18 protein-coding genes are annotated in these 19665 nt (G+C 70.6%); 1 reads left to right on the top strand and 17 read right to left on the bottom strand.

Annotated features, from left to right (window positions below; genetic code table 11):
* Positions 1-10 precede the first annotated feature (10 nt).
* The 11 genes from ACFV8T_RS31490 to proS all read right to left on the bottom strand — a co-directional run bounded on the left by ACFV8T_RS31490 (position 11) and on the right by proS (position 8301).
* Positions 11-418, bottom strand: a complete 408-nt coding sequence (locus ACFV8T_RS31490) for a hypothetical protein (RefSeq protein ID WP_266427240.1) — start codon at positions 416-418, stop codon at positions 11-13.
* Between the two features lie 161 nt (positions 419-579).
* A complete protein-coding gene (lepB, locus tag ACFV8T_RS31485) occupies positions 580-1479 on the bottom strand; it encodes a signal peptidase I (protein WP_385334327.1) in 900 nt (299 codons plus the stop codon).
* A complete protein-coding gene (gene lepB / locus ACFV8T_RS31480; RefSeq protein WP_385334242.1) occupies positions 1379-2452 on the bottom strand; it encodes a signal peptidase I in 1074 nt (357 codons plus the stop codon). Before lepB (ACFV8T_RS31480) ends, lepB (ACFV8T_RS31485) begins: the two co-directional genes overlap by 101 nt.
* The gene (lepB, locus tag ACFV8T_RS31475; RefSeq protein WP_385334240.1) at positions 2445-3215 is read right to left on the bottom strand and encodes a signal peptidase I; all 771 of its coding nucleotides are present in this window, start codon (positions 3213-3215) and stop codon (positions 2445-2447) included. The genes lepB (ACFV8T_RS31480) and lepB (ACFV8T_RS31475) overlap by 8 nt, the downstream gene beginning before the upstream one ends.
* Positions 3216-3260: 45 nt before the next feature.
* On the bottom strand, positions 3261-3611 hold the full coding sequence (gene rplS / locus ACFV8T_RS31470; protein WP_266427228.1) for a 50S ribosomal protein L19: 351 nt from the start codon (positions 3609-3611) through the stop codon (positions 3261-3263).
* A gap of 128 nt (positions 3612-3739) precedes the next feature.
* Positions 3740-4561, bottom strand: a complete 822-nt coding sequence (gene trmD / locus ACFV8T_RS31465; protein WP_266427225.1) for a tRNA (guanosine(37)-N1)-methyltransferase TrmD — start codon at positions 4559-4561, stop codon at positions 3740-3742.
* On the bottom strand, positions 4561-5142 hold the full coding sequence (rimM, locus tag ACFV8T_RS31460; RefSeq protein WP_385334238.1) for a ribosome maturation factor RimM: 582 nt from the start codon (positions 5140-5142) through the stop codon (positions 4561-4563). Before rimM ends, trmD begins: the two co-directional genes overlap by 1 nt.
* Positions 5143-5221: 79 nt before the next feature.
* Entirely contained in the window at positions 5222-5461 is a 240-nt protein-coding gene (locus ACFV8T_RS31455; protein WP_005311361.1) for an RNA-binding protein, read from the bottom strand.
* A gap of 2 nt (positions 5462-5463) precedes the next feature.
* Entirely contained in the window at positions 5464-5907 is a 444-nt protein-coding gene (rpsP, locus tag ACFV8T_RS31450) for a 30S ribosomal protein S16 (protein WP_385334236.1), read from the bottom strand.
* A gap of 157 nt (positions 5908-6064) precedes the next feature.
* Entirely contained in the window at positions 6065-6658 is a 594-nt protein-coding gene (locus tag ACFV8T_RS31445) for a hypothetical protein (RefSeq protein WP_030928573.1), read from the bottom strand.
* Between the two features lie 227 nt (positions 6659-6885).
* Complete coding sequence (proS, locus tag ACFV8T_RS31440; RefSeq protein WP_385334234.1) at positions 6886-8301, bottom strand: proline--tRNA ligase; 1416 nt, start codon at positions 8299-8301, stop codon at positions 6886-6888.
* A 241-nt stretch (positions 8302-8542) separates the two neighbouring features.
* Here proS and ACFV8T_RS31435 point away from each other — a divergent pair, with 241 nt between their 5' ends.
* A complete protein-coding gene (locus ACFV8T_RS31435) occupies positions 8543-9403 on the top strand; it encodes a class I SAM-dependent methyltransferase (RefSeq protein ID WP_385334232.1) in 861 nt (286 codons plus the stop codon).
* Between the two features lie 69 nt (positions 9404-9472).
* Here the strand turns inward: ACFV8T_RS31435 and ftsH are convergent, their stop codons facing one another.
* The 6 genes from ftsH to ACFV8T_RS31405 all read right to left on the bottom strand — a co-directional run bounded on the left by ftsH (position 9473) and on the right by ACFV8T_RS31405 (position 19289).
* Positions 9473-11386 (bottom strand): ATP-dependent zinc metalloprotease FtsH, encoded by a 1914-nt coding sequence (ftsH, locus tag ACFV8T_RS31430; RefSeq protein ID WP_385334230.1) that lies wholly within the window; start codon positions 11384-11386, stop codon positions 9473-9475.
* A gap of 212 nt (positions 11387-11598) precedes the next feature.
* Entirely contained in the window at positions 11599-13146 is a 1548-nt protein-coding gene (ffh, locus tag ACFV8T_RS31425; protein ID WP_385334228.1) for a signal recognition particle protein, read from the bottom strand.
* A 125-nt stretch (positions 13147-13271) separates the two neighbouring features.
* On the bottom strand, positions 13272-15728 hold the full coding sequence (locus tag ACFV8T_RS31420; RefSeq protein WP_385334226.1) for a [protein-PII] uridylyltransferase: 2457 nt from the start codon (positions 15726-15728) through the stop codon (positions 13272-13274).
* A gap of 28 nt (positions 15729-15756) precedes the next feature.
* Positions 15757-16095 carry a P-II family nitrogen regulator gene (locus ACFV8T_RS31415; RefSeq protein WP_266427193.1) on the bottom strand — a complete coding sequence of 113 codons (339 nt, stop codon included), beginning with the start codon at positions 16093-16095 and terminating at the stop codon, positions 15757-15759.
* Positions 16092-17444 carry an ammonium transporter gene (locus ACFV8T_RS31410; protein ID WP_385334224.1) on the bottom strand — a complete coding sequence of 451 codons (1353 nt, stop codon included), beginning with the start codon at positions 17442-17444 and terminating at the stop codon, positions 16092-16094. The genes ACFV8T_RS31415 and ACFV8T_RS31410 overlap by 4 nt, the downstream gene beginning before the upstream one ends.
* 369 nt (positions 17445-17813) lie before the next feature.
* Complete coding sequence (locus ACFV8T_RS31405; RefSeq protein WP_385334222.1) at positions 17814-19289, bottom strand: hypothetical protein; 1476 nt, start codon at positions 19287-19289, stop codon at positions 17814-17816.
* Positions 19290-19665 lie beyond the last annotated feature (376 nt).

Here is a 19665-nt window from a genome sequence, read left to right as displayed (position 1 = left end):
GGCCCCGGGCTCAGGTCGTCGCACACACCCAGCTGGAGCCGAACCCGCCGATCTCACCGGTGGACGGGTGGCCGAGACCCGCCTTGATGCAGATCTTCACACCCTCGGGGAAATTGTGGCTGTCTTCCTTCTTCGTGGTGCCGTTGCCACCGCTGTTCCACACCATGAAGTCGTAGCCCTCGCCCGTCTTGATGGGAGCCACATCGACCTTGAGAGCGGCGGAGAAGCCGTCCGCGCACGTGTCCTTGAGGTACAGCGTGTCCCCGTTGCTGATGAACCAGCCGTCGGACGTGTGGGTGCAGGAGCCGTAGCCGTAGGAGTGCCCCGTGTCGGCGGTGGCCGGAGTGCTCGCAACGGCCACGCCCACGACGGCCGCGGCAAGAGCGCCCATGACCTTCACCCGAGAAATACGTGCCATGTCTTCCCCCTGTGCAGCTGTACTGATCGGTCGTCAAGATCCTATGAAGAACGCCCGGCGAGCGCCTCGCATTTACTCGATCCTGCCGATGCCTTGATCGCAACGACATCGCGACACCCTGCCGAATCGGCACGATTCAACGAATCATGACGGACCATCAGTCACTTCTGGCGGCCGGATTCCAGGCCGGCCCGCCTGCGTCGCCAGAGCACGATCGGCACGGCTCCGGCGATGCCGATCGCACCGGGCGCCACGGCCATCGCGGCGTTCAGGCCCGGCTGGTCGAAGGTCTTCGGGACCGGCAGGGTCGCCCAGCGGTTGATCGGCCACGCCACGACGACGGCCCGGCCGACGACCTCGTCGTTGGAGACCGTGCCGTTGCCCGGGAGTTCCTGGTGGTAGCGGGAGTCGCGGGAGTCCTGACGGTGGTCGCCCATCACCCAGATGCGGCCCTTGGGGACCTCGATCGGGCCGAACGGCTCGTCGTTGCAGGGCGTGTTGCCCGGGAAGATGAACGACTTCTCGTCCAAGGCCTTGCCATTGACCACGACAGGGCCGTTCTCCTTGCACTCCACCGTGTCGCCGCCGACCGCGATCACCCGTTTGATCAGGTCCTTCTCCTCGGCGGACGGCATCAGACCGATGAAGCTGAGGAACTTCTGGACCACATTCGGGTGGACCTCGGGGGTGTCGTCGAGCCAGCCGCCCGGGTCGTGGAAGACCACGACCTCGCCGCGCTCGGGCTCCGCGCCGAACCAGGGGGTCAGCTTGTCGACCAGCACCCGGTCGCCCCGCTGGAGCGTGTTCTGCATCGAGTCCGAGGGGATCGAGAACGCCTGCACCAGGAACGTCTTGATCAGCAGCGCGAGAACCAGTGCGATGACGATGAGCAGTGGCAGCTCCTTCCAGAAGGAGCGGGGCTTCTTCGCTGCCCTGCCACCGCCGCCCGGAGTATCGCCGTCACTCCCCGCGTGGCCCGTCGTCCCGGCGGACTCGGCATTGCCCGAACGGTCCGGCCGGTCCTCGGGTTCCTCGTGTCCGGATCGTGCGCCGACGGCCAAATCCCCCACATCCACTCCTTACTCCGTGCCACCGCCTGCGCCCTAGCCGGTGCAGGCCCACCACTCCCATAACGAGCGGGAGTTCCGCAGGGGTCGGGAGAGGGATCATTCCGTTGAGATCCTGGGACGACACACTATTCGACGGGCCCGGCGCGGCAGCCGACCCGGCGCGCGCGTCAGGGACCGAGCCGAAAGTCGCCGGCTCCTCCAGTCTTCGCCAATGGCCCAACGGCCAGGCGATCACGACAGCACGTCCCACGACCTCGTCCTCGGACACCGTGCCGTGTTCCGGCTCGTCCAGGTGATAGCGGGAATCGGCGGAATCGGACCGGTGGTCGCCCATCACGAAGATCCGGCCCGGCGGAACCTTTACCTCGAATTTGATGAGGGAGGGAGGGTTCCCGGGATACAGATAGGGCTCGTCGAGCGGCACCCCGTCGACGGTGATCCGGCCGTCCTTGCCGCAGCACTTCACCGTGTCGCCGCCGACCGCGATCACCCGCTTGATCAGGTCCTGTTCGTCGTCGGAGGGCAGCAGCCCGATGAAGGTCAGCACCTCCTTCGCCTGCTTGACGACGACGGGCGAGTCCTTCTTGCCGACGTTCTCCTGCCTCAGCCAGCGCCCCGGGTCCTTGAAGACGACGACATCGCCGCGCTCGGGCCTGGATCCGAACCAGGGCGTCAGTTTGTCCACGAGCACCCGGTCACCGATCCGGATGGTCTGCTCCATCGATCCCGAAGGGATCACGAAGGCCTGCACGAGGAATGTCTTGAGCACGAGCGCTATCAGCAGTGCCACGCCGACGAGCAGGGGTATCTCCCCTACGGCGGACCCGCGCCGCCGCCGCCTGACCTTGCGGGCCAGCTTCCGCCGCTCGGCCCTGGTGGGCAGCGAACGTTCGGCCGCCGGTCCGCTGCCGGTCGGCGGTGTCCCGGGTTCGGACCCGCCGCGTCCGCGGCCGCGGTTACCCATGGCCCCCGCCCGGCGCCCCTACGGTGGCGAAGGCGGCGCCGTCCGGCAGTGAGCGCAGTCGGCTGGGCGGCCAGCCGATCCAGTCCACCCTGCCGATCACCATGTCGACCGGGACCATGCCGCCGCCCGGCTCTCCCAGGTGGTCGCGCGAATCGCGGGAATTGCTGCGGTGGTCACCCATCATCCACAGCGTGCCGTCGGGGACGACGATGTCGAAGCGGGCCCGGGAGGGCGCGTCCCCCGGATACAGATAGCCCTCGACGACCGGCCGGCCGTTCACCTCGATCCGACCCCGCTTGTCGCAGCAGACCACCCGGTCACCGCCCACGCCCACCACCCGCTTCACGTAGTCGGTCTCGGCGGGCTCCGCCAGGCCCAGGGACGCGGCCACCGAGTGCATCAGACCGGTGACGGGATTCACCCGCGGGTGCTCCTGCACAAACGATCCTGTGCCGTCGAAGACCACCACGTCGCCGCGCTGCGGCACGGAGCCGGAGCGGTAGGCCAGTTTGTTCACCAGCACCCGGTCCCCCACTCGCAGTGTGGGCTCCATCGAGCCGCTGGGGATCAGGAAGGGCTGCACCACGTAGTTGCTCAGGAGCAGTACGAAGACCGCGCAGGCTGCCCCGAGCGCGGCGGTCCGCCGCCAGGACATCGACGCGGTGGGCCGGTCCGGGATACGCGAGGAGCGCGACCCCTCCTCCGGCGCCGTTGCGGGTGCGGAGGAGCGGTCGCGCTCCGAGGGCTTTGCTTCCGTGTCCATCGGGGCCAGAGCCTATCCGGCCGTCCAGTGGACCTGGGAATCAGCTCAGTTGTCGCGCTTCTCCTTGATCTTCGCGGCCTTGCCGCGCAGCTCACGGAGGTAGTACAGCTTGGCGCGACGGACGTCACCGCGGGTGACGAGCTCGATCTTCTCGAAGATCGGGCTGTTCACCGGGAAGGTGCGCTCGACGCCGACGCTGAAGGAGACCTTGCGGACCGTGAAGGTCTCGCTGACGCCCGCACCCTGGCGACGGATGACAACGCCCTTGAACTGCTGGATACGGGAGCGGTTGCCCTCGATCACTCGGACGTGGACGTTGACGGTGTCACCGGGGCGGAACGCCGGGACGTCGGTACGCAGCGATGCGGCGTTGACGCCATCGAGCAGGGAAGCCATGTTGTCTGCTTTCTTCGCCGATGCCACAGGTCATCGACGGGAGATAGTGAGAAATGGGGGTGCTGATCGCGTCGGGCGGGCGTCGTTCCCCCTGTGGCAGGGGCGCACGCCGGACGTACAGCAGCGACCTATTGTTCCACGGCCTCGGGCCTGCGCCAAAATCGGCCGCCGGGCTCCGGTGACCAGCCGAGGATGGACAGCATCTCGCGGTCCTTCTTGTCGAACCCCGCGGCGTCGCAGCGCTCGATCAGATCGGGCCGGTTGAGGGCGGTACGACGGAACGCCTCGTCCCGGCGCCAGCGGGCGATCCGCCCGTGGTGGCCGCTGAGCAGCACCTCCGGGATCTCCCTGCCGCGCCACTCGGGCGGCTTGGTGTAGACGGGCCCCTCCAGCAGATTGGCCATCGCACCGGGGGCGAAGGAATCGTCCCGGTGCGATTCCGCGTTGCCGAGCACCCCGGGCAGCAGCCGGGCGACCGCCTCCGTGATCACCAGCACCGCGGCTTCCCCGCCGGCCAGCACATAGTCCCCGATGGACACCTCGACGACCGGCATCCGGGTCGCGTACTCGTCCATGACCCGCCGGTCGATGCCCTCGTAGCGGGCCGGCGTGAAGATCAGCCACGGCCGCTCGGAGAGCTCGACGGCGAGTTCCTGGGTGAACGGGCGGCCGCTGGGCGTGGGCACCACGAGCACCGGGGAGTGCGCCCCGGCCTCGTATCCGCCCGCCAGGGCGTCGTCCAGGGCCTCGCCCCACGGCTCGGTCTTCATGACCATGCCGGGGCCGCCGCCGTACGGGGTGTCGTCGACCGTGTTGTGCCGGTCGTACGTCCAGTCGCGCAGGTCGTGCACATGGACGTCGAGGCGGCCGCGCGCGCGGGCCTTGCCGACGAGGGAGACGTTCAGCGGTTCCAGGTACTCCGGGAAGATCGTGACGACATCGAGGCGCATCAGGCGTCCTTCCCGGCCTCGGGAGCCTCGTCGTCGCCCTCTTCGTCCCGCGCGGAGGCGATCACGGCCTGGCTCGTGTCGATCAGGCCGGGCGGCGGGGTGATCACCGCGCGCTGCTCCGCCAGATCGATCTCGGCGACGATCTCCTCGACGAACGGGATCATCACCTCGCTGCCGTCCGGCCGCTCGACGATGAAGAGGTCCTGGGACGGCAGGTGCGTGATCTCGGTGATCCGGCCGATCTCGGTGCCGTCGGCGAGGACCACGTCGAGGTCCATGAGCTGATGGTCGTAGAACTCCTCGGGGTCCTCCGGGAGTTCCGCCGGTTCGACCTCCGCGATCAGGAGCGTGTTGCGCAGGGCTTCGGCGGCCGTACGGTCACGGACGCCCTCGAAGCGCAGCAGCAGCCGTCCGCTGTGCACCCGGCCGGTCTCGATCGTCAGCGGTCCGGCGCCCGCCGGTTCGGTGGCGAGCACGGCCCCGGGCCCGAGCCGCAGCTCCGGCTCGTCCGTACGGACCTCGACGGTGACCTCGCCCTTGATGCCATGGGCACGGCCGATCCGCGCGACTACCAACTGCACCTTGTGTCTCTCCTGTCGGACGACGACGGGCCGGGGCGGGCGCATGGCCCTCCCCGGCCCGTGCCGGTGTTCAACTCTGTCAGCGAACCTGATCCACATCGACGAGGTCGACGCGGATGCCACGGCCGCCGATGGCGCCCACGACGGTACGCAGCGCGCGTGCGGTGCGGCCGTTGCGACCGATCACCTTGCCGAGGTCGTCGGGGTGGACCCGGACCTCCAGCACGCGACCACGGCGCAGGTTGCGCGAGGCGACCTGCACATCGTCAGGGTTGTCGACGATGCCCTTCACGAGGTGCTCGAGAGCCTCCTCGAGCATGCTCAGGCCTCGGTCGACTCGGCGGGCGCAGCCGCGTCAGCAGCCTCGTCCGCCTTCTTGTCGGCCTTCTTCGCCTTCTGCGTGATGGCCTCGCCCTTGGTCTCCTCGCCGCCGTCCTTGGCCAGGGCCTCGAACAGGGCGCGCTTGTCAGCCTTGGGCTCCGGCTGCAGCAGCGGCGCGGGGGCCGGGAGACCCTTGTGGGCCTGCCAGTCACCGGTGAGCTTCAGGATCGCGAGGACCGGCTCGGTCGGCTGGGCGCCGACGGACAGCCAGTACTGCGCACGCTCCGAGTTGACCTCGATGCGCGAGGGGTTCTGCACCGGGTGGTACAGGCCGATCTCCTCGATGGCCCGGCCGTCACGGCGGGTACGGGAGTCGGCGACGACGATGCGGTAGTGAGGCGAACGGATCTTGCCCAGACGCTTCAGCTTGATCTTGACTGCCACGGAAGTGGTGTCTCCTGGTCTATGACGTGGTTGGGCACAACGAAGATGCCACGTGGGGTTGCGGTACTCGGGTGCCCGATGGACGCGTCAGCCGGAGGAGAGAGGGGTCCTATGCGACTGTCGAGTACAGCTAGCCATTGTGCCACACCCCGCCGGGTCACCCCACCGCGACCGCGGCTTCCGGGATACGGAAGGGCTTTCCGCAGCCTCCGCAGACGATCGGCGCCTGCGCCAGGACCGACGGGACGACCCGCACATTGCGGCCGCAGTCGCAGACGGCCTTGACGCGGACGCCTCCGCCGGAGGAGCCGTGCCGGGCGGCCGGCCCGCGGAAGGAGCGCTTGGTGTCGGCGGCGGTGGCGACCGTGTGCGCCTTGAGGGCGCGCTGCAGCCGCTCGATCGTCGGGCGGTACCGGCGCTTGGCCTCGGGGTTGAGGGTGACCAGCGAGAAGCCGCTGCTGGGGTGGGGCTCCTCGGCGTGGTCGAGGCCCAGCTCCTCGGCGATCGCGAGGAATCTGCGGTTGTGGTAGCGGCCGGCGCGCGAAGTGTCGCGGACGCCTCGCGCGGCGGCAATGCCGTGGACTGCCTCGTGCAGCAGTCGCTCGAAGGAGAGCTCGGCGCCACAGGCGGACGAGGACTCTCCGATCAGGGACTCGGGCGCGGCTAGATCGGGCAGCTCGGGGTGGTACCGCTGAATGTCGGCCCACGCCTGTGCCAGCTCTGCGGCAAGTACAGGTGGTGTCGTGCTCACGTCGTGACAACGAGCACGAGTGCCCCGGTGTTCCGATTCCGGGCCATCCCAAATAATTTGCACGTACCAGTCAGTTGCCATTGATGCGTCCCGACGAGGGCGGGTGCGCAGAACTGCGGAGAAGCCTCACAGCTCGCACCAAGGTGGTACGTAGCGACGCGTACGCCGGACGCGTGGGCGGCCACCGTACGCCGGGGCGCCGAGCGCCCGGGGCGGCGGGTGGGGCGTCAGTAGGCGCGTGCCACCAGGGCGACATTACCGGGCGCGTCGTCCGCGTCGGGCACCGACCCGTCCCCGGCGACCAGGCACCGTACGGACACCCCGTGCTCCGCGAGCCGGGCCTCCCCCGCCGGGCCGAGGGACGACCAGGCGATACGGGCCCAGCCGCCCGCGAGGGCCGCCTCCACGGCCTCCGCCACGGTCGCGACCTCGCTGGTGGCCGACTCGCGCCGGCTCCGGGACTCCCGCAGCAGCGCCGCCTGGTCCTCCTCCAGGACCGCCGGGAGCAACGCGGGCAGGGTCTCGACGGCGACCGGCTCCTTCCCGCCGGGCACGCGCCGGGCCAGCATCGCGGTGCCGGCCGCCAGATCGCGCGGACCGATCTCGATCCGCACCGGCACGCCCTTCAGCTCCCAGTCGACCGCGCGGCGGCCGAACGGGGTGTCCGTGCGGTCGTCGACCTCGGTCCTGATCCCCGCCGCGCGCAGCCGCTCCGCGACGGACCGGACCGCGGCCAGCACGGCCTCGTCCTCCTTGACCGCGAGGACGACCGCCTGGACGGGCGCGAGCCGGGGCGGCACCCGGAGCCCGTGGTCGTCGCCGTGCGCCATGATCAGACCGCCGACCATCCGCGTCGAGGAGCCCCACGAGGTCTGCCGGACGAGCTCCTGCCTGCCCTCCCTGGACAGGTAGCTGGTGTGGAAGGCCTTGGCGAAATTGGTGCCGAGCTCGTGGCTCGTACCCATCTGCAGGGCCTTGCCGTCCCGCATCATCGCTTCGAGCGTGAGCGTGTTGACGGCCCCCGCGAACCGCTCCGCCGGGGTCTTGCGGCCGAGGACCACGTCGATGCCCAGCACATTGACCATGAAGTCGGCGTACACGTCACGGTGGATGTACGCGGCGAAGTCCCGGGCCTCCTCATCGGTGGCATGGGCGGTGTGGCCCTCCTGCCAGAGGAATTCCGTCGTACGGAGAAAGACCCGCGGGCGCATCTCCCAGCGCACGACGTTCGCCCACTGGTTGATCAGGAGCGGCAGATCCCGGTAGCTCTGCACCCACTTCGAGAAGTACTCGTTGATGATCGTTTCGGAGGTCGGCCGCACCACCACGGGCTCTTCGAGCTCCTTCCCGCCGCCGTGGGTGACCGTCGCGAGCTCCGGCGCGAAGCCCTCGACGTGCTCGGCCTCGCGTGTCAGGTAAGACTGGGGGATGAAGAGCGGGAAGTAGGCGTTCCGGGCGCCCGCCTTTTTGATCCGGGCATCCATCTCCTGCTGCATCCGCTCCCACAGGCTGTATCCGTACGGCCGGATGACCATGGTGCCGCGCACCGGGCCGTTGTCCGCGAGTTCGGCCTTGTTGATCAGATCCTGGTACCAGCGGGGAAAGTCCTCGGCCTGGGGCGTGAGAACGGGTGCCTTTGCCATGGCGCGCATCGTACGGCGACACCGCCCACCGCACGGGGCGACGGGCCCCGGTCCGGCGGGCCTTCCCCACGGACGCACCACCGCGGCACACAACCATTGCCATCGGACCCCTGGACGCGACCGCGGATGCGCAGTTCTCTGACATACGGGGGAAGCGGGCGCACACGTACACGGGGGGAGCATTCACTCGGGCACTACCGATCGGACACGGCCGACCTCTCGGCGGATTGGGGCGCTTTCCATGACACCAACGCTCGTCCGGCACCACAGCCACGCGGAAACGTCCACCCGGGTGGAACCCGGCAACCGTGCCCGGGACTGGGCCGAGATCCAGGAGCGGATGCTGGCACCGCTCTACGAAGCGGTGTACGAGCGGCTCGAAGTGGGATCCGGTACCCGGCTGCTCTCCCTCGGCTGCGGCTCCGGTCTCGCGCTGCTGATCGCTGCCGCCCGTGGGGCGGGCGTCACCGGCGTGGACACCGACCTCGAACGGCTGGCGCTCGCCCGGACCCGGCTGCTGCCCGGTCCCGGAAGCGACTCCGGGCCCGTGGCCGGGCACCCGCGGCTCCTGGAGGGTGATCCGTCCGCCGCCCCGCCGTCCGACGGAGCGCCGTACAACCTGATCACCGCGTTCACCCCGATCGGCTGCTCGTCCGACGACGGCGAGGGGCTGGTGGCCGCACTGCGGTCCGCGGTGCCGCTGGCCGCCCGGGGCAGCACCGTGGTGCTCACCGGCTGGGGTCCGCCGGAGCGCTGCGCCACGGCGCCCGTGCTGCGGGTGGCGGGGCGGCTGTCCGACCGGGACCGGGCCCCGCGCACCGGCGGCTGGCGGCCGTCGGGCCGGGACGACCTGGAGGAGCTGGCGTTCCGGGCCGGCCTGAATCCCGACGGCTCGGGCCGGGTGGCCTGCCCGTTCGGGTACGCGGACATGGACAGCGCGGTGCGGGGGCTGCTCTCCACCCGGCTCTTCGACGCGGCGGTACGGGCGACGGACCGGGACCAGGTGGAGAAGGAGGTCGCGGAGGCCCTTCATCCGCACCGGCGCCGGGACGGCACGATCTGGATGCCTAACGTCTTCCGCTATCTCGTCTGCACCACCTGAGCGACCAGCTCGTCCGCACCGCGTGCGCGACCCGAGCGGCGGCCGCGCGTGCGGCCCGCGCGACGGCCGCTACTTGGCCAGGCGGGTGATGCCGGCCGCCCGGTAGGCCTCGGCCTCGTCCAGCGTCTCGTTCGCCAGGAGAGCGGCGGACAGCGAGTCCAGCCGCTCCCGGTTCTCGCGCAGGAGCCGGCAGGCCACCTCGTAGCACTCGTCGACGATCCGCCGCATCTCGCCGTCCACAGCGTCGAGCGTGGCGGGGGCCGCCGACAGGCCGTACGCCTGCTGGGCGTCGCTCGGGATCGCCGTCAGCCGGCCCACCTTGTGGCTCATGCCCCAGCGGCCGACCATGCCGCGGGCCAGGTTCGTGACCTGTTCCAGATCGCTCTCCGCGCCGGTGGTGATCATGCCGAAGACCACCTGCTCGGCCGCCATGCCGCCGAGCGCCCCGACGATGCGGCCGCGCAGATACTCCTCGGTGTACGCGTACTTGTCGGCGTCCGGCGTCGAGAGCGTGACGCCCAGGGCCCGGCCGCGCGGCACGATGGTGACCTTGCGGACCGGGTCGGCGCCCGGCTGGACCATGCCGAGCAGGGCGTGGCCGCTCTCGTGGTACGCGGTCCTGCGGCGTTCCTCGTCGGACATGACCAGGGAGCGTTCCGCACCCAGCTGGACCTTCTCCAGGGCGTCCGAGAAGTCGGGCTGGGTGACCTCGGACTGCTGGCGCTTGACGGCCAGGAGCGCGGCCTCATTGGCCAGGTTGGCCAGATCCGCCCCGGTCATTCCGGGGGTCGTACCGGCCACCTGGGCCAGGTTCACATCGTCGGCGAGCGGGATCTGCCGGGTGTGGATCTCCAGGATCGCCTCCCGGCCGGTCCTGTCCGGCGGGCTGACCTGGACGATCCGGTCGAAGCGGCCGGGCCGGGTGAGGGCGGGGTCGAGCACGTCGGCGCGGTTGGTGGCGGCGAGCACGACGACGCCCTCCGAGCCGGAGAATCCGTCCATCTCGGTGAGGATCTGGTTGAGCGTCTGCTCGCGCTCGTCGTGGCCGCCCATGCCGGAGCCGCCGCCCCGGGCCCGGCCGATGGTGTCGATCTCGTCGATGAAGACGATGGCGGGGGCGACCTTGCGCGCCTCCGCGAAGAGTTCCCGCACCCGGCTCGCGCCGACGCCGACGATCATCTCGATGAACTCGGAGGCCGATGCCGAGAAGAACGGCACTCCGGCCTCACCGGCGACGGCCCGTGCCAGCAGGGTCTTGCCGGTGCCGGGCGGTCCCGCGAGCAGCACTCCGCCGGGCATCCGGGCGCCCATCCTCCGGTATGCCTGCGGGTTCTTCAGGAAGTCCACGACGTCGTTGAGTTCGCCCTCGACCTCGTCGATCCCGGCCACGTCCTTGAAGGTGGTGCGCTTGGCGCCCTCCAGCTCGACGGGCTTGGGCGGGGCCTTGCGCCCGAAGCCGCCCATCCCGCCGCCCCTGCCCCTGGACATCCGCCGGGCGATGAACACCCAGAGCACGACGAGCAGCAGCATGGGCGCGAGCGAGATCAGCAGGTTGGCGAGGAAGCTGCGCTGCTGGACGACCGGTTCGGCGGTGACCGTGACGTCGTCCTTGACCAGTTCGGCCCAGAGGTTGTCGTCCGCGAAGGCCGGCCGCTGGGTGACGAACTTGGTGTACTTCTCGTCGGTCCCCGGGACCTTCGCCTCCTTCTTGAGCTGCCCCTCGATGGCATCGCCCTTGGAGTAGATCTTGGAGACATTGCCCGCGGTGACCTGCTTGCTGAACTCCGTGTACGCGATCGTCCGCTCCTCCTCCCCGTTGAAGAAGGACAGCACCAGATTGGCGATCAGATAGACGGCGAGCGCGGTCAGCAGCAGCCCGCCCCAGCCGCCCGGCATCTTCCGGCCCGGTGTCGGAGGTGGCGGGGCGCCCTCGGAGCGCCACGGCAGATCGGTCCGATCGCGGGGAGGTACGGGGTTGGTCACGCGCGCTCCTCTGCCGACAGCCGTTGAAGCGACAGTAAGGGAGGAATGCGGGCAAAGCCCTCCCAGGGCCTGCCCGATGGGCCCTTGGAGGGACGGCGTACGACAGCCGTGGCAGTGGCTCCGCACACGCCGGAGGGGGCGCCCGCCGGAAAGCGGGCGCCCCCTCGGGGACATCACCGGGCCGCCACGGCCCGTCGAACCACGGGACCGGTTCAGCCCATGAACTTCTTGAACTCGTCCGGCAGCTCGAAGTTCTGGTCGTCCTGCGCGGGCAGACCGAAGGCGCCGCCCTGCGCCGCCTGCTCGCGACGGGCCGCCGCGGCCTGCTCCTCGGCCTTGCGCTTCATCGGGTTGCCGCTCTTGCGCTTGCCCTTGGCCTGCTTGACCTGCTTCTTCTGCCGGCCGGGGCCACCGCCCATGCCCGGCATCCCGGGCATCCCCGGCATGCCGCCGCCCTGGGCCATCTTCGACATCATCTTGCGGGCGTCGAAGAACCGCTCCACCAGGTTCTTCACCGCGCTGACCTCGACACCGGAACCCTTGGCGATACGGGCCCGGCGCGAGCCGTTGATGATCGTCGGCTCGGCGCGCTCCTTCGGGGTCATCGACTTGATGATCGCGGCGGTGCGGTCCACGTCGCGCTCGTCGATGTTGTTGATCTGGTCCTTGATCTGCCCCATGCCGGGCAGCATGCCGAGCAGCTTGGAGATGGAGCCCATCTTCCTGACCTGCTCCATCTGGGCCAGGAAGTCGTCGAGCGTGAAGTCCTTGCCCTTGCTGGACGCCAGCTTGGAGGCCATTTTGGCGGCCTCTTCCTGGCTGAAGGTCTTCTCCGCCTGCTCGATCAGGGTGAGCAGGTCACCCATGTCGAGGATGCGGGACGCCATGCGGTCGGGGTGGAAGGCGTCGAAGTCCTCGAGCTTCTCACCGTTCGACGCGAACATGATCTGCTTGCCCGTGACATGGGCGATCGACAGGGCCGCACCACCGCGGGCGTCACCGTCGAGCTTGGAGAGCACCACGCCGTCGAAGCCGACGCCGTCGCGGAAGGCCTCGGCGGTGTTGACCGCGTCCTGGCCGATCATCGCGTCGACGACGAAGAGGATCTCGTCGGGGCTGACGGCGTCGCGGATATCCGCGGCCTGCTGCATCAGCTCCTGGTCGATACCGAGGCGGCCGGCGGTGTCGACGATCACGACGTCGAACTGCTTGGTGCGGGCGTACTCGATCGAGTCCTTGGCGACCTGGACCGGGTCACCGACCCCATTGCCCGGCTCGGGCGCGTACACCGCGACACCGGCGCGGTCGGCGACGACGCTCAGCTGGTTGACGGCGTTGGGGCGCTGGAGGTCACAGGCGACGAGCAGCGGGGAGTGGCCCTGGCCCTCGAGCCAGAGGCCGAGCTTTCCGGCGAGGGTCGTCTTACCGGCACCCTGGAGACCGGCGAGCATGATCACGGTGGGCGCGGTCTTGGCGAACCGCAGCCGCCGGGTCTCGCCGCCGAGGATGCCCACGAGCTCCTCGTTGACGATCTTGACGACCTGCTGGGCGGGGTTCAGCGCCTGGGAGACCTCGACGCCGCGCGCCCGCTCCTTGACGTTGGCGATGAAGGCGCGGACGACGGGCAGCGCGACATCCGCTTCGAGCAGGGCGATACGGATCTCGCGAGCCGTGGCGTCGATGTCCGCCTCGGACAAGCGGCCCTTGCCCCTGAGGTTCTTGAAAGTCGCGGCAAGGCGGTCGGAGAGAGTATCGAACACGGCGCTCGTCGGTCCTCAGGGTCGGGGGCAAAGTGGATTCGGTACCCCAGGGTATCCGGCTCGGAAGAAACGATGACCCCTGCCCGGGAAATCCCGGGCACGGTCCACGTCGCGTGCTTTCCGCGTCACGCCCGCAGCGCGGCCTCCACCGCGTTCGCCACCGCGAGCGCCCGCTCCTCGGGCAGCGGCTTCCCGTCGGTGTCCGTGACGTAGAAGGCGTCCACCGCGTTCGCCCCCAGGGTCGACACATGCGCGCTGCGCACCCGCACCCCGCTCTGTTCCAGCGCCCGGCCGATCCGGTGCAGCAGTCCCGGGGCGTCCTGGGCCCGCACCTCGATCACCGTGGCCAGCCGGGAGCCGGCCGCCGCGACGGTCACCCTCGGCGGCGGCGCCTTCACCCCGCGGCGGCGCGGGTAGGCGGCCTCGCGTTCGGCGAGCCGGGCCCGGATGTCCAGGGAGCCGTCCAGGGCGCGTACGAGGTCGGCGCGGAGCCGGGTGGCCTGTGGCAGCGAGCCGTACTCGGCCGCGACCCGCCAGCTGAGCAGCAGCAGGTCCGCGGGCTCGCCCAGCTCGGTGGGGAGCTCCACGGCGCGCAGGTCGGCGGCGCGCACGGTGAGACGGTGCAGGGCGAGGACGCCCGCCGCGGCGGGCAGCACGCCGGGCCGGTCCGGCAGGGCGATGTGGAGCTCGACGCCGACGGGTTCCGGTCCGCCGTCCTCGTTCGGGGCCTCGGCCTGGGCGCGCAGGGCGAGAACGGGTCCGCCGGTGCGCAGGGCCTCGACGGCGAGGCGCTCCTGTTCGGCACCGGGCGCGGCGGGTTCCGGCTCCTGCGGGGCCTGACCGGCGAGCACGGCGGCGACGCGCCCCACGAGGTCGGCGACGAGGGAGGCGCGCCAGGCGGACCAGGCGGCGGGCCCGGTGGCGAGGGCGTCGGCCTCGGTGAGCGCGTGCAGGAGCTCCAGGGTGGTGGCGCTCCTGACGGCGGCGGCGACGGAGCGGACGGTCGCCGGGTCGTCGAGGTCGCGCCGGGTGGCGGTCTCGACGAGCAGCAGGTGGTGGCGCACGAGGCTGGCGACGACGCCCACGTCGTGCTGGTCGAAGCCGATCCGGGCGGCCATGTCCCGGGCGATGACCTCACCGGCCGCGGAGTGGTCGCCGGGCCAGCCCTTGCCGATGTCGTGCAGGAGGGCTGCGACGAGGAGGAGGTCGGGGCGGTGGACGCGGCGGGTGAGGGAAGCGGCGCGGGCGGCCGTCTCGACGAGGTGGCGGTCGACGGTCCAGGTGTGGACGGGATTGCGCTGGGGGCGGCAGCGAACTCGTTCCCAGTCCGGGAGCAGCCGGGTGATGAGCCCTTCGGCTTCGAGCGCCTCCCAGACCGGGACGGTGGCCTCACCCGCGCCGAGCAGGGTGACGAGTTCCTCGCGGGCCTCGGCGGGCCAGGGCACCGGCAGCGGGTGCGCGACGGCGGCGAGCCGGCGTACGACGTGGCGGGAGAGCGGGAGCTCGGACTGGGCGGCCGCGGCGGCGGCGCGCAGCACGAGCACCGGGTCGCGCTCGGGGCGGGCGGTGCGGGCGAGCACCACCTCGCCGTCGGCCTCGACGACGCCCTCGGCGAGCGGGGTGCGCTCCGGGGCGGCCGCCCTTCCGCCGCCCAGCATGGCGCGCAGCCGGGGGCGCACGGACCGGGCGCGCAGGACGCGGTTGACCTCGCGCCAGGTGACGTCGGTGGCGTACGAGATGGTGCGGGCGGCCTCGTAGACCTGGCGGAGCAGGGCGTCCGCGTCGAGCAGGCCGAGCTCGCCGGCGACCTGGTCCTGTTCCTGGAGGGCGAGGCGGTCGGTGGCGCGGCCGGTGGTGAGGTGGAGGGCGTCACGGGCGTCGAGGAGGACGCGGCGGGCTTCGGCGAGCCCTTCGCGGGGCGCGTCGGCGACCCAGGACGCGGCGACGGCGCGCAGGGCGGTGGCGTCCCGCAGTCCGCCGCGGGCCTCCTTGAGGTCGGGTTCGAGGAGAAATTGGAGCTCGCCCTGGCGTTCGGCCCGTTCGTGGCCGAGCTCGTCGAGTGCGGGGAGGCGCTTGGGGGCCTGGTTGCGCCAGTCGGCGAGGATCGCGGTGCGCATCGCGGCGACGAGTCCGAGGTCCCCCGCGACGGGCCGGGCGTCGAGCAGTCCGAGCTGGACCTTGAGCTCCTCGCCGGCCGTCCTGCGGGCCTCGGCGGGGGTGCGTACGGAGTGGTCGAGGGCGAGGCCGAGGTCCCAGACGGGGTACCAGACGCGGTCGGCGAGGGCGGCGACGGCCGCGGGGTCGGCGTTCCCGTCGTGCAGGAGCAGCAGGTCGAGGTCGCTGCGCGGGGAGAGTTCGCCGCGTCCGTAGCCGCCGACGGCGACGAGGGCGGCGCCGTGGACGCCCGTCTGTCCGGCGGCGGCGGTGAACAGCGCGGTGAGCCAGTCGTCGGTGAGCGCCGCGAGGGCCGCACGGCGCGGCGGCCCGGACCGCGCCTCCTCCTGGAGGAGGCGCAGCCGGGCCGCCGCGTAGCCGCCGGGCTCCGGGTCTGCGGATTCGGTGGTCGTTCCGGTGCGCGTCACCCGGCTGCCTTTCGTTCGGGGGCGTCGGTCAGAGTGCGTCCGGGCCGCGTTCGCCCGTCCGTACCCGGACCGCGGTGTCGACCGGCACGCTCCAGACCTTGCCGTCACCGATCTTGCCGGTGCGGGCGGCCTTCACGACGATGTCGATGAGCTCTTCGGAGTCCTCGTCCTCGACCAGGACCTCGATACGGATCTTGGGTACGAGGTCGACGGTGTACTCGGCGCCCCGGTAGACCTCGGTGTGGCCGCGCTGGCGTCCGTATCCGCTGGCTTCCGTGACCGTGAGGCCCTGGACGCCGAAGGCCTGGAGGGCCTCCTTGATCTCGTCCAGCCGGTGTGGCTTCACGACTGCGGTGATGAGCTTCATGCGTCCACCTTCTTCGTCTTCGCTGCTGCCGTGCTGCCCGGGGCGGAGCTCGTGGTGCGCGGGGCCGCACCGCCGCCCGCACCGCTGAAGTCGTACGCGGTCTCGGCGTGTTCGACCTGGTCGATGCCGGAGATCTCGTCGTCCTCGGTGACCCGCATCCCGATCGTCCGGTCCAGGAGGAAGGCCAGGACCGCGGAGACGACGAGAGAGTACGCGAGGACGGCGAAGACGCCGACGGCCTGCTTGCCGAGCTGTTCGAGGCCGCCGCCGTAGAAGAGGCCCTTGGCCTCGGACTGGACGCCGCCGGTGGCGAAGAGGCCGACGAGGAGTGAACCGGCGACACCGCCGACGAGGTGGACGCCGACCACGTCCAGGGAGTCGTCGTAGCCGAACCGGTACTTCAGACCGACGGCCATGGCGCAGAGCACACCGGCGATCGCACCGACCGCGATGGCGCCGAGCGGGCTGACCGCGCCGCCGGACGGGGTGATGGCGACGAGTCCGGCGACCGCGCCGGAGGCCGCGCCGAGGGTGGTGAAGGAGCCGTGGCGGAGCTTCTCGTAGCCGAGCCAGGCGAGCATCGCGGCGGCGGTGGCGACCTGGGTGTTGACGAACATCACCGCGCCGACGCCGTCGTCGTTGCCGAGCCACGAGCCGGCGTTGAAGCCGAACCAGCCGAACCAGAGCAGACCGGCGCCGAGCATGACGAGCGGCAGGCTGTGCGGCCGCATCGGGTCCTTCTTGAAGCCGACGCGCTTGCCGATGACGAGGATCACGCCGAGCGCCGCGGCACCGGCGTTGATGTGGACGGCAGTACCGCCCGCGAAGTCGATGACCCCCATCTCGTACAGCCAGCCGCCCGCGCCCCAGACCCAGTGGGCGACGGGGAAGTAGACGACGGTGACCCAGAGCGTGATGAACAGGGCCCAGGAGGTGAACTTGACCCGGTCGGCGAGGGCACCGCTGATCAGTGCCGGGGTGATGACGGCGAACATCAGCTGGAAGACGGCGAAGACGTAGACGGGGATCGTGTAGCCGTCCCAGAGCTGGGTGATGCCGATCCCGCTGAGGCCGAGGTAGTCCGAGCTCCAGCCGACGACGGAGCCGACGTCGGTGCCGAAGGCGACGCTGAATCCGTAGAGCACCCACAGGATCGTGACGATCCCGAGGCTGATGAAGCTCATCATCAGCATGTTGAGGGTGCTCTTGACGCGGACCATGCCTCCGTAGAAGAAGGCCAGGGCCGGCGTCATGAGCATCACCAGGGCGGAGCAGATGAGCATGAACCCGGTGTTGGCGGCAGACAGTGTCGGGGTGTCTGCGGCAAGCGTCGTGATGCCTGGGGGCATCGGCGTCTCCTCGTCGTCGGTGCGGCCGCGTGCGGGCGATCGGTAGCGGCACCACGTGCGGGACCACTGGGAAAAGGTGCGGGCCGGTTATGGCCATGAGATTCACCCAGCGCGGTTTCCGCCGATGCCGCACGGTGTTTCACGGCAGTGACGAAGAGGTCCGGTGTGTTACGTCGCCATGAACCGGCGGTGGCGCGACCGGCGCCGGTCCTGCCCTGCGGCCGTGGCCGCATACGGTGCGGTTACGACTCTTCCGTACGGGCACGGCAATGCGAACCGGCCACGCCGACCACCCGCTGACCTGGCAATTGGGGGAGCCGAAGTCGGTCTGTGCGGGATGGTCGCCGTGGCCGGGGCCGGGGGTGCTGCTCAGACCGCTTCCGCGGTCTCCGGCAGCTGCGCGGTGAGGAGATCGGTGAGCCTGGCGACATCGGGGATGTCCCCGAAGTCCCTGGCAGCGGTGTCGACGGTCTTGCGGAGCCGGGTGTTGACGCGCTCGGAGCGGATCTTCCTGGCGACGCGCAGGGCCTGCTCGGCCAGGACCGTGGACTGTTCGGGCTCGCGCTTGAGGAGGTGGACGGTGGCGAGGCCGATCAGGTTGAGCGCGTACGACCGCTGGTGCTCGTCGTCCTCGCCGAAGAGCTGGACGGCCTTCTCCATCAGGGGCTCGGCGAGCGTGGCGTACGTGGGGCTGCGGCCCGCCACATAGGCGAGGTCGCGGTAGGAGTGGGAGTTCTCGCCGTTGAGCTCGGCCTCCGAGAAGAAGCGGATCCAGTCGGGCTCGGGCTCGCCGTCGATCCCCACGTCGAGGAAGGTGTCCTCGGCCATCCGGACGGCTCGTTTGCACTTGCTGGGCTGGCCCATGTTGGCGTACGCGCGGGCCTCCATCGCGTACAGCATGGCCTGGGTGCGCGGGGTGGCGCAGTCCCGGCTGCCGTACTGCGCGAGGTGGATCAGTTCGAGGGCGTCGTCGGGCCGTCCGAGGTGGATCATCTGGCGGCTCATGCTGGACAGGATGTACGAGCCCAGCGGTTTGTCACCGGCCTCCTTGGAGGCGTGGAGCGCGAGGACGAAGTACTTCTGCGCGGTGGGCTGGAGGCCGACGTCGTAGCTCATCCAGCCGGCCAGCTCGGCCAGCTCGGCGGCGCACCGGAAGAGCCGCTTGGCGGTGGCCTCCGGCTGCGGCTCCTGGAGCAGGTCGGTGACCTCGTGGAGCTGTCCGACGACGGCCTTGCGGCGCAGTCCGCCGCCGCACTGCGCGTCCCACTGGCGGAACATCGCGGTGGTGGACTCCAGCAGATCGAGCTCGGGGCCGGAGAGCCTGGAGGGGCGGTGGGTCGCGGCCGGCGGTTCCGGTTGCGCGGAGCCGGCGGTGGATACGGGCACCAGCCAGCGCTGCATCGGCTCGATGAGTGCGGGTCCGGCGGCCAGGGCGAGCGAGGAGCCGAGGAATCCCCGGCGGGCGAGCATCAGGTCGCTGCGGGAGAACTCGCTGAGCAGTGCGACGGTCTGCGGGCCCGCCCACGGCAGGTCGACACCGGCCACGGACGGCGACTGGTGTGCGGAGCGCAGTCCGAGGTCCTCGATCGCGACGACGGCGCCGAAGCGCTCCGAGAAGAGCTCGGAGAGGATGCGCGGGATCGGCTCGCGCGGCTGCTCGCCGTCGAGCCAGCGCCGCACCCGGGACGTGTCGGTGCTGATGTGGTGGGCACCCATCTGGCGCGCCCGGCGGTTCACCTGGCGCGCGAGCTCGCCCTTCGACCAGCCGCTTCGCACGAACCATGAGCTCAATTGCCCGTTGGGGCGCTTGCCGGCATTCGAATCGCCTGCGCCGCTGCCACTCACTGGAACGCCCCCATCCCGCTGAATACCTGTCGCGCGAACCATTACCAGAATGCCCTGAGCCGATGCCGCCCATGCGGAGGGTACGCACCATCAAACGGGAAATCGGGTTGCCTCTGGCATACCCATGGGCGCACATACTTCCATGGTTCGTGTACCGACGGTAATCCTACGATCACCACCCGGGCGAGGGCGATTGCAGAAACGCCACCATTCGCCACCCCTTCGAATGAACGCCACCACCGTCGGGCGCGATTCACTTGACACACGGCGATCAACAGGAGGCGCAGTGATGCGCATCGGGGCGCGCGGTCAATGTTGCACAACCCCAAATGCCACCGGCGCACTCCGGATCGACGGTGACGGCGGAGTGTCACCA

Origin of the sequence: Streptomyces sp. NPDC059832 (genome assembly GCF_042731715.1) — a bacterium.
In the GTDB taxonomy this organism is placed as follows: Bacteria; Actinomycetota; Actinomycetes; order Streptomycetales; family Streptomycetaceae; genus Streptomyces.
Note: the sequence above shows the minus strand (reverse complement) of the source record. Positions and strands in the feature narration are given on the sequence as shown.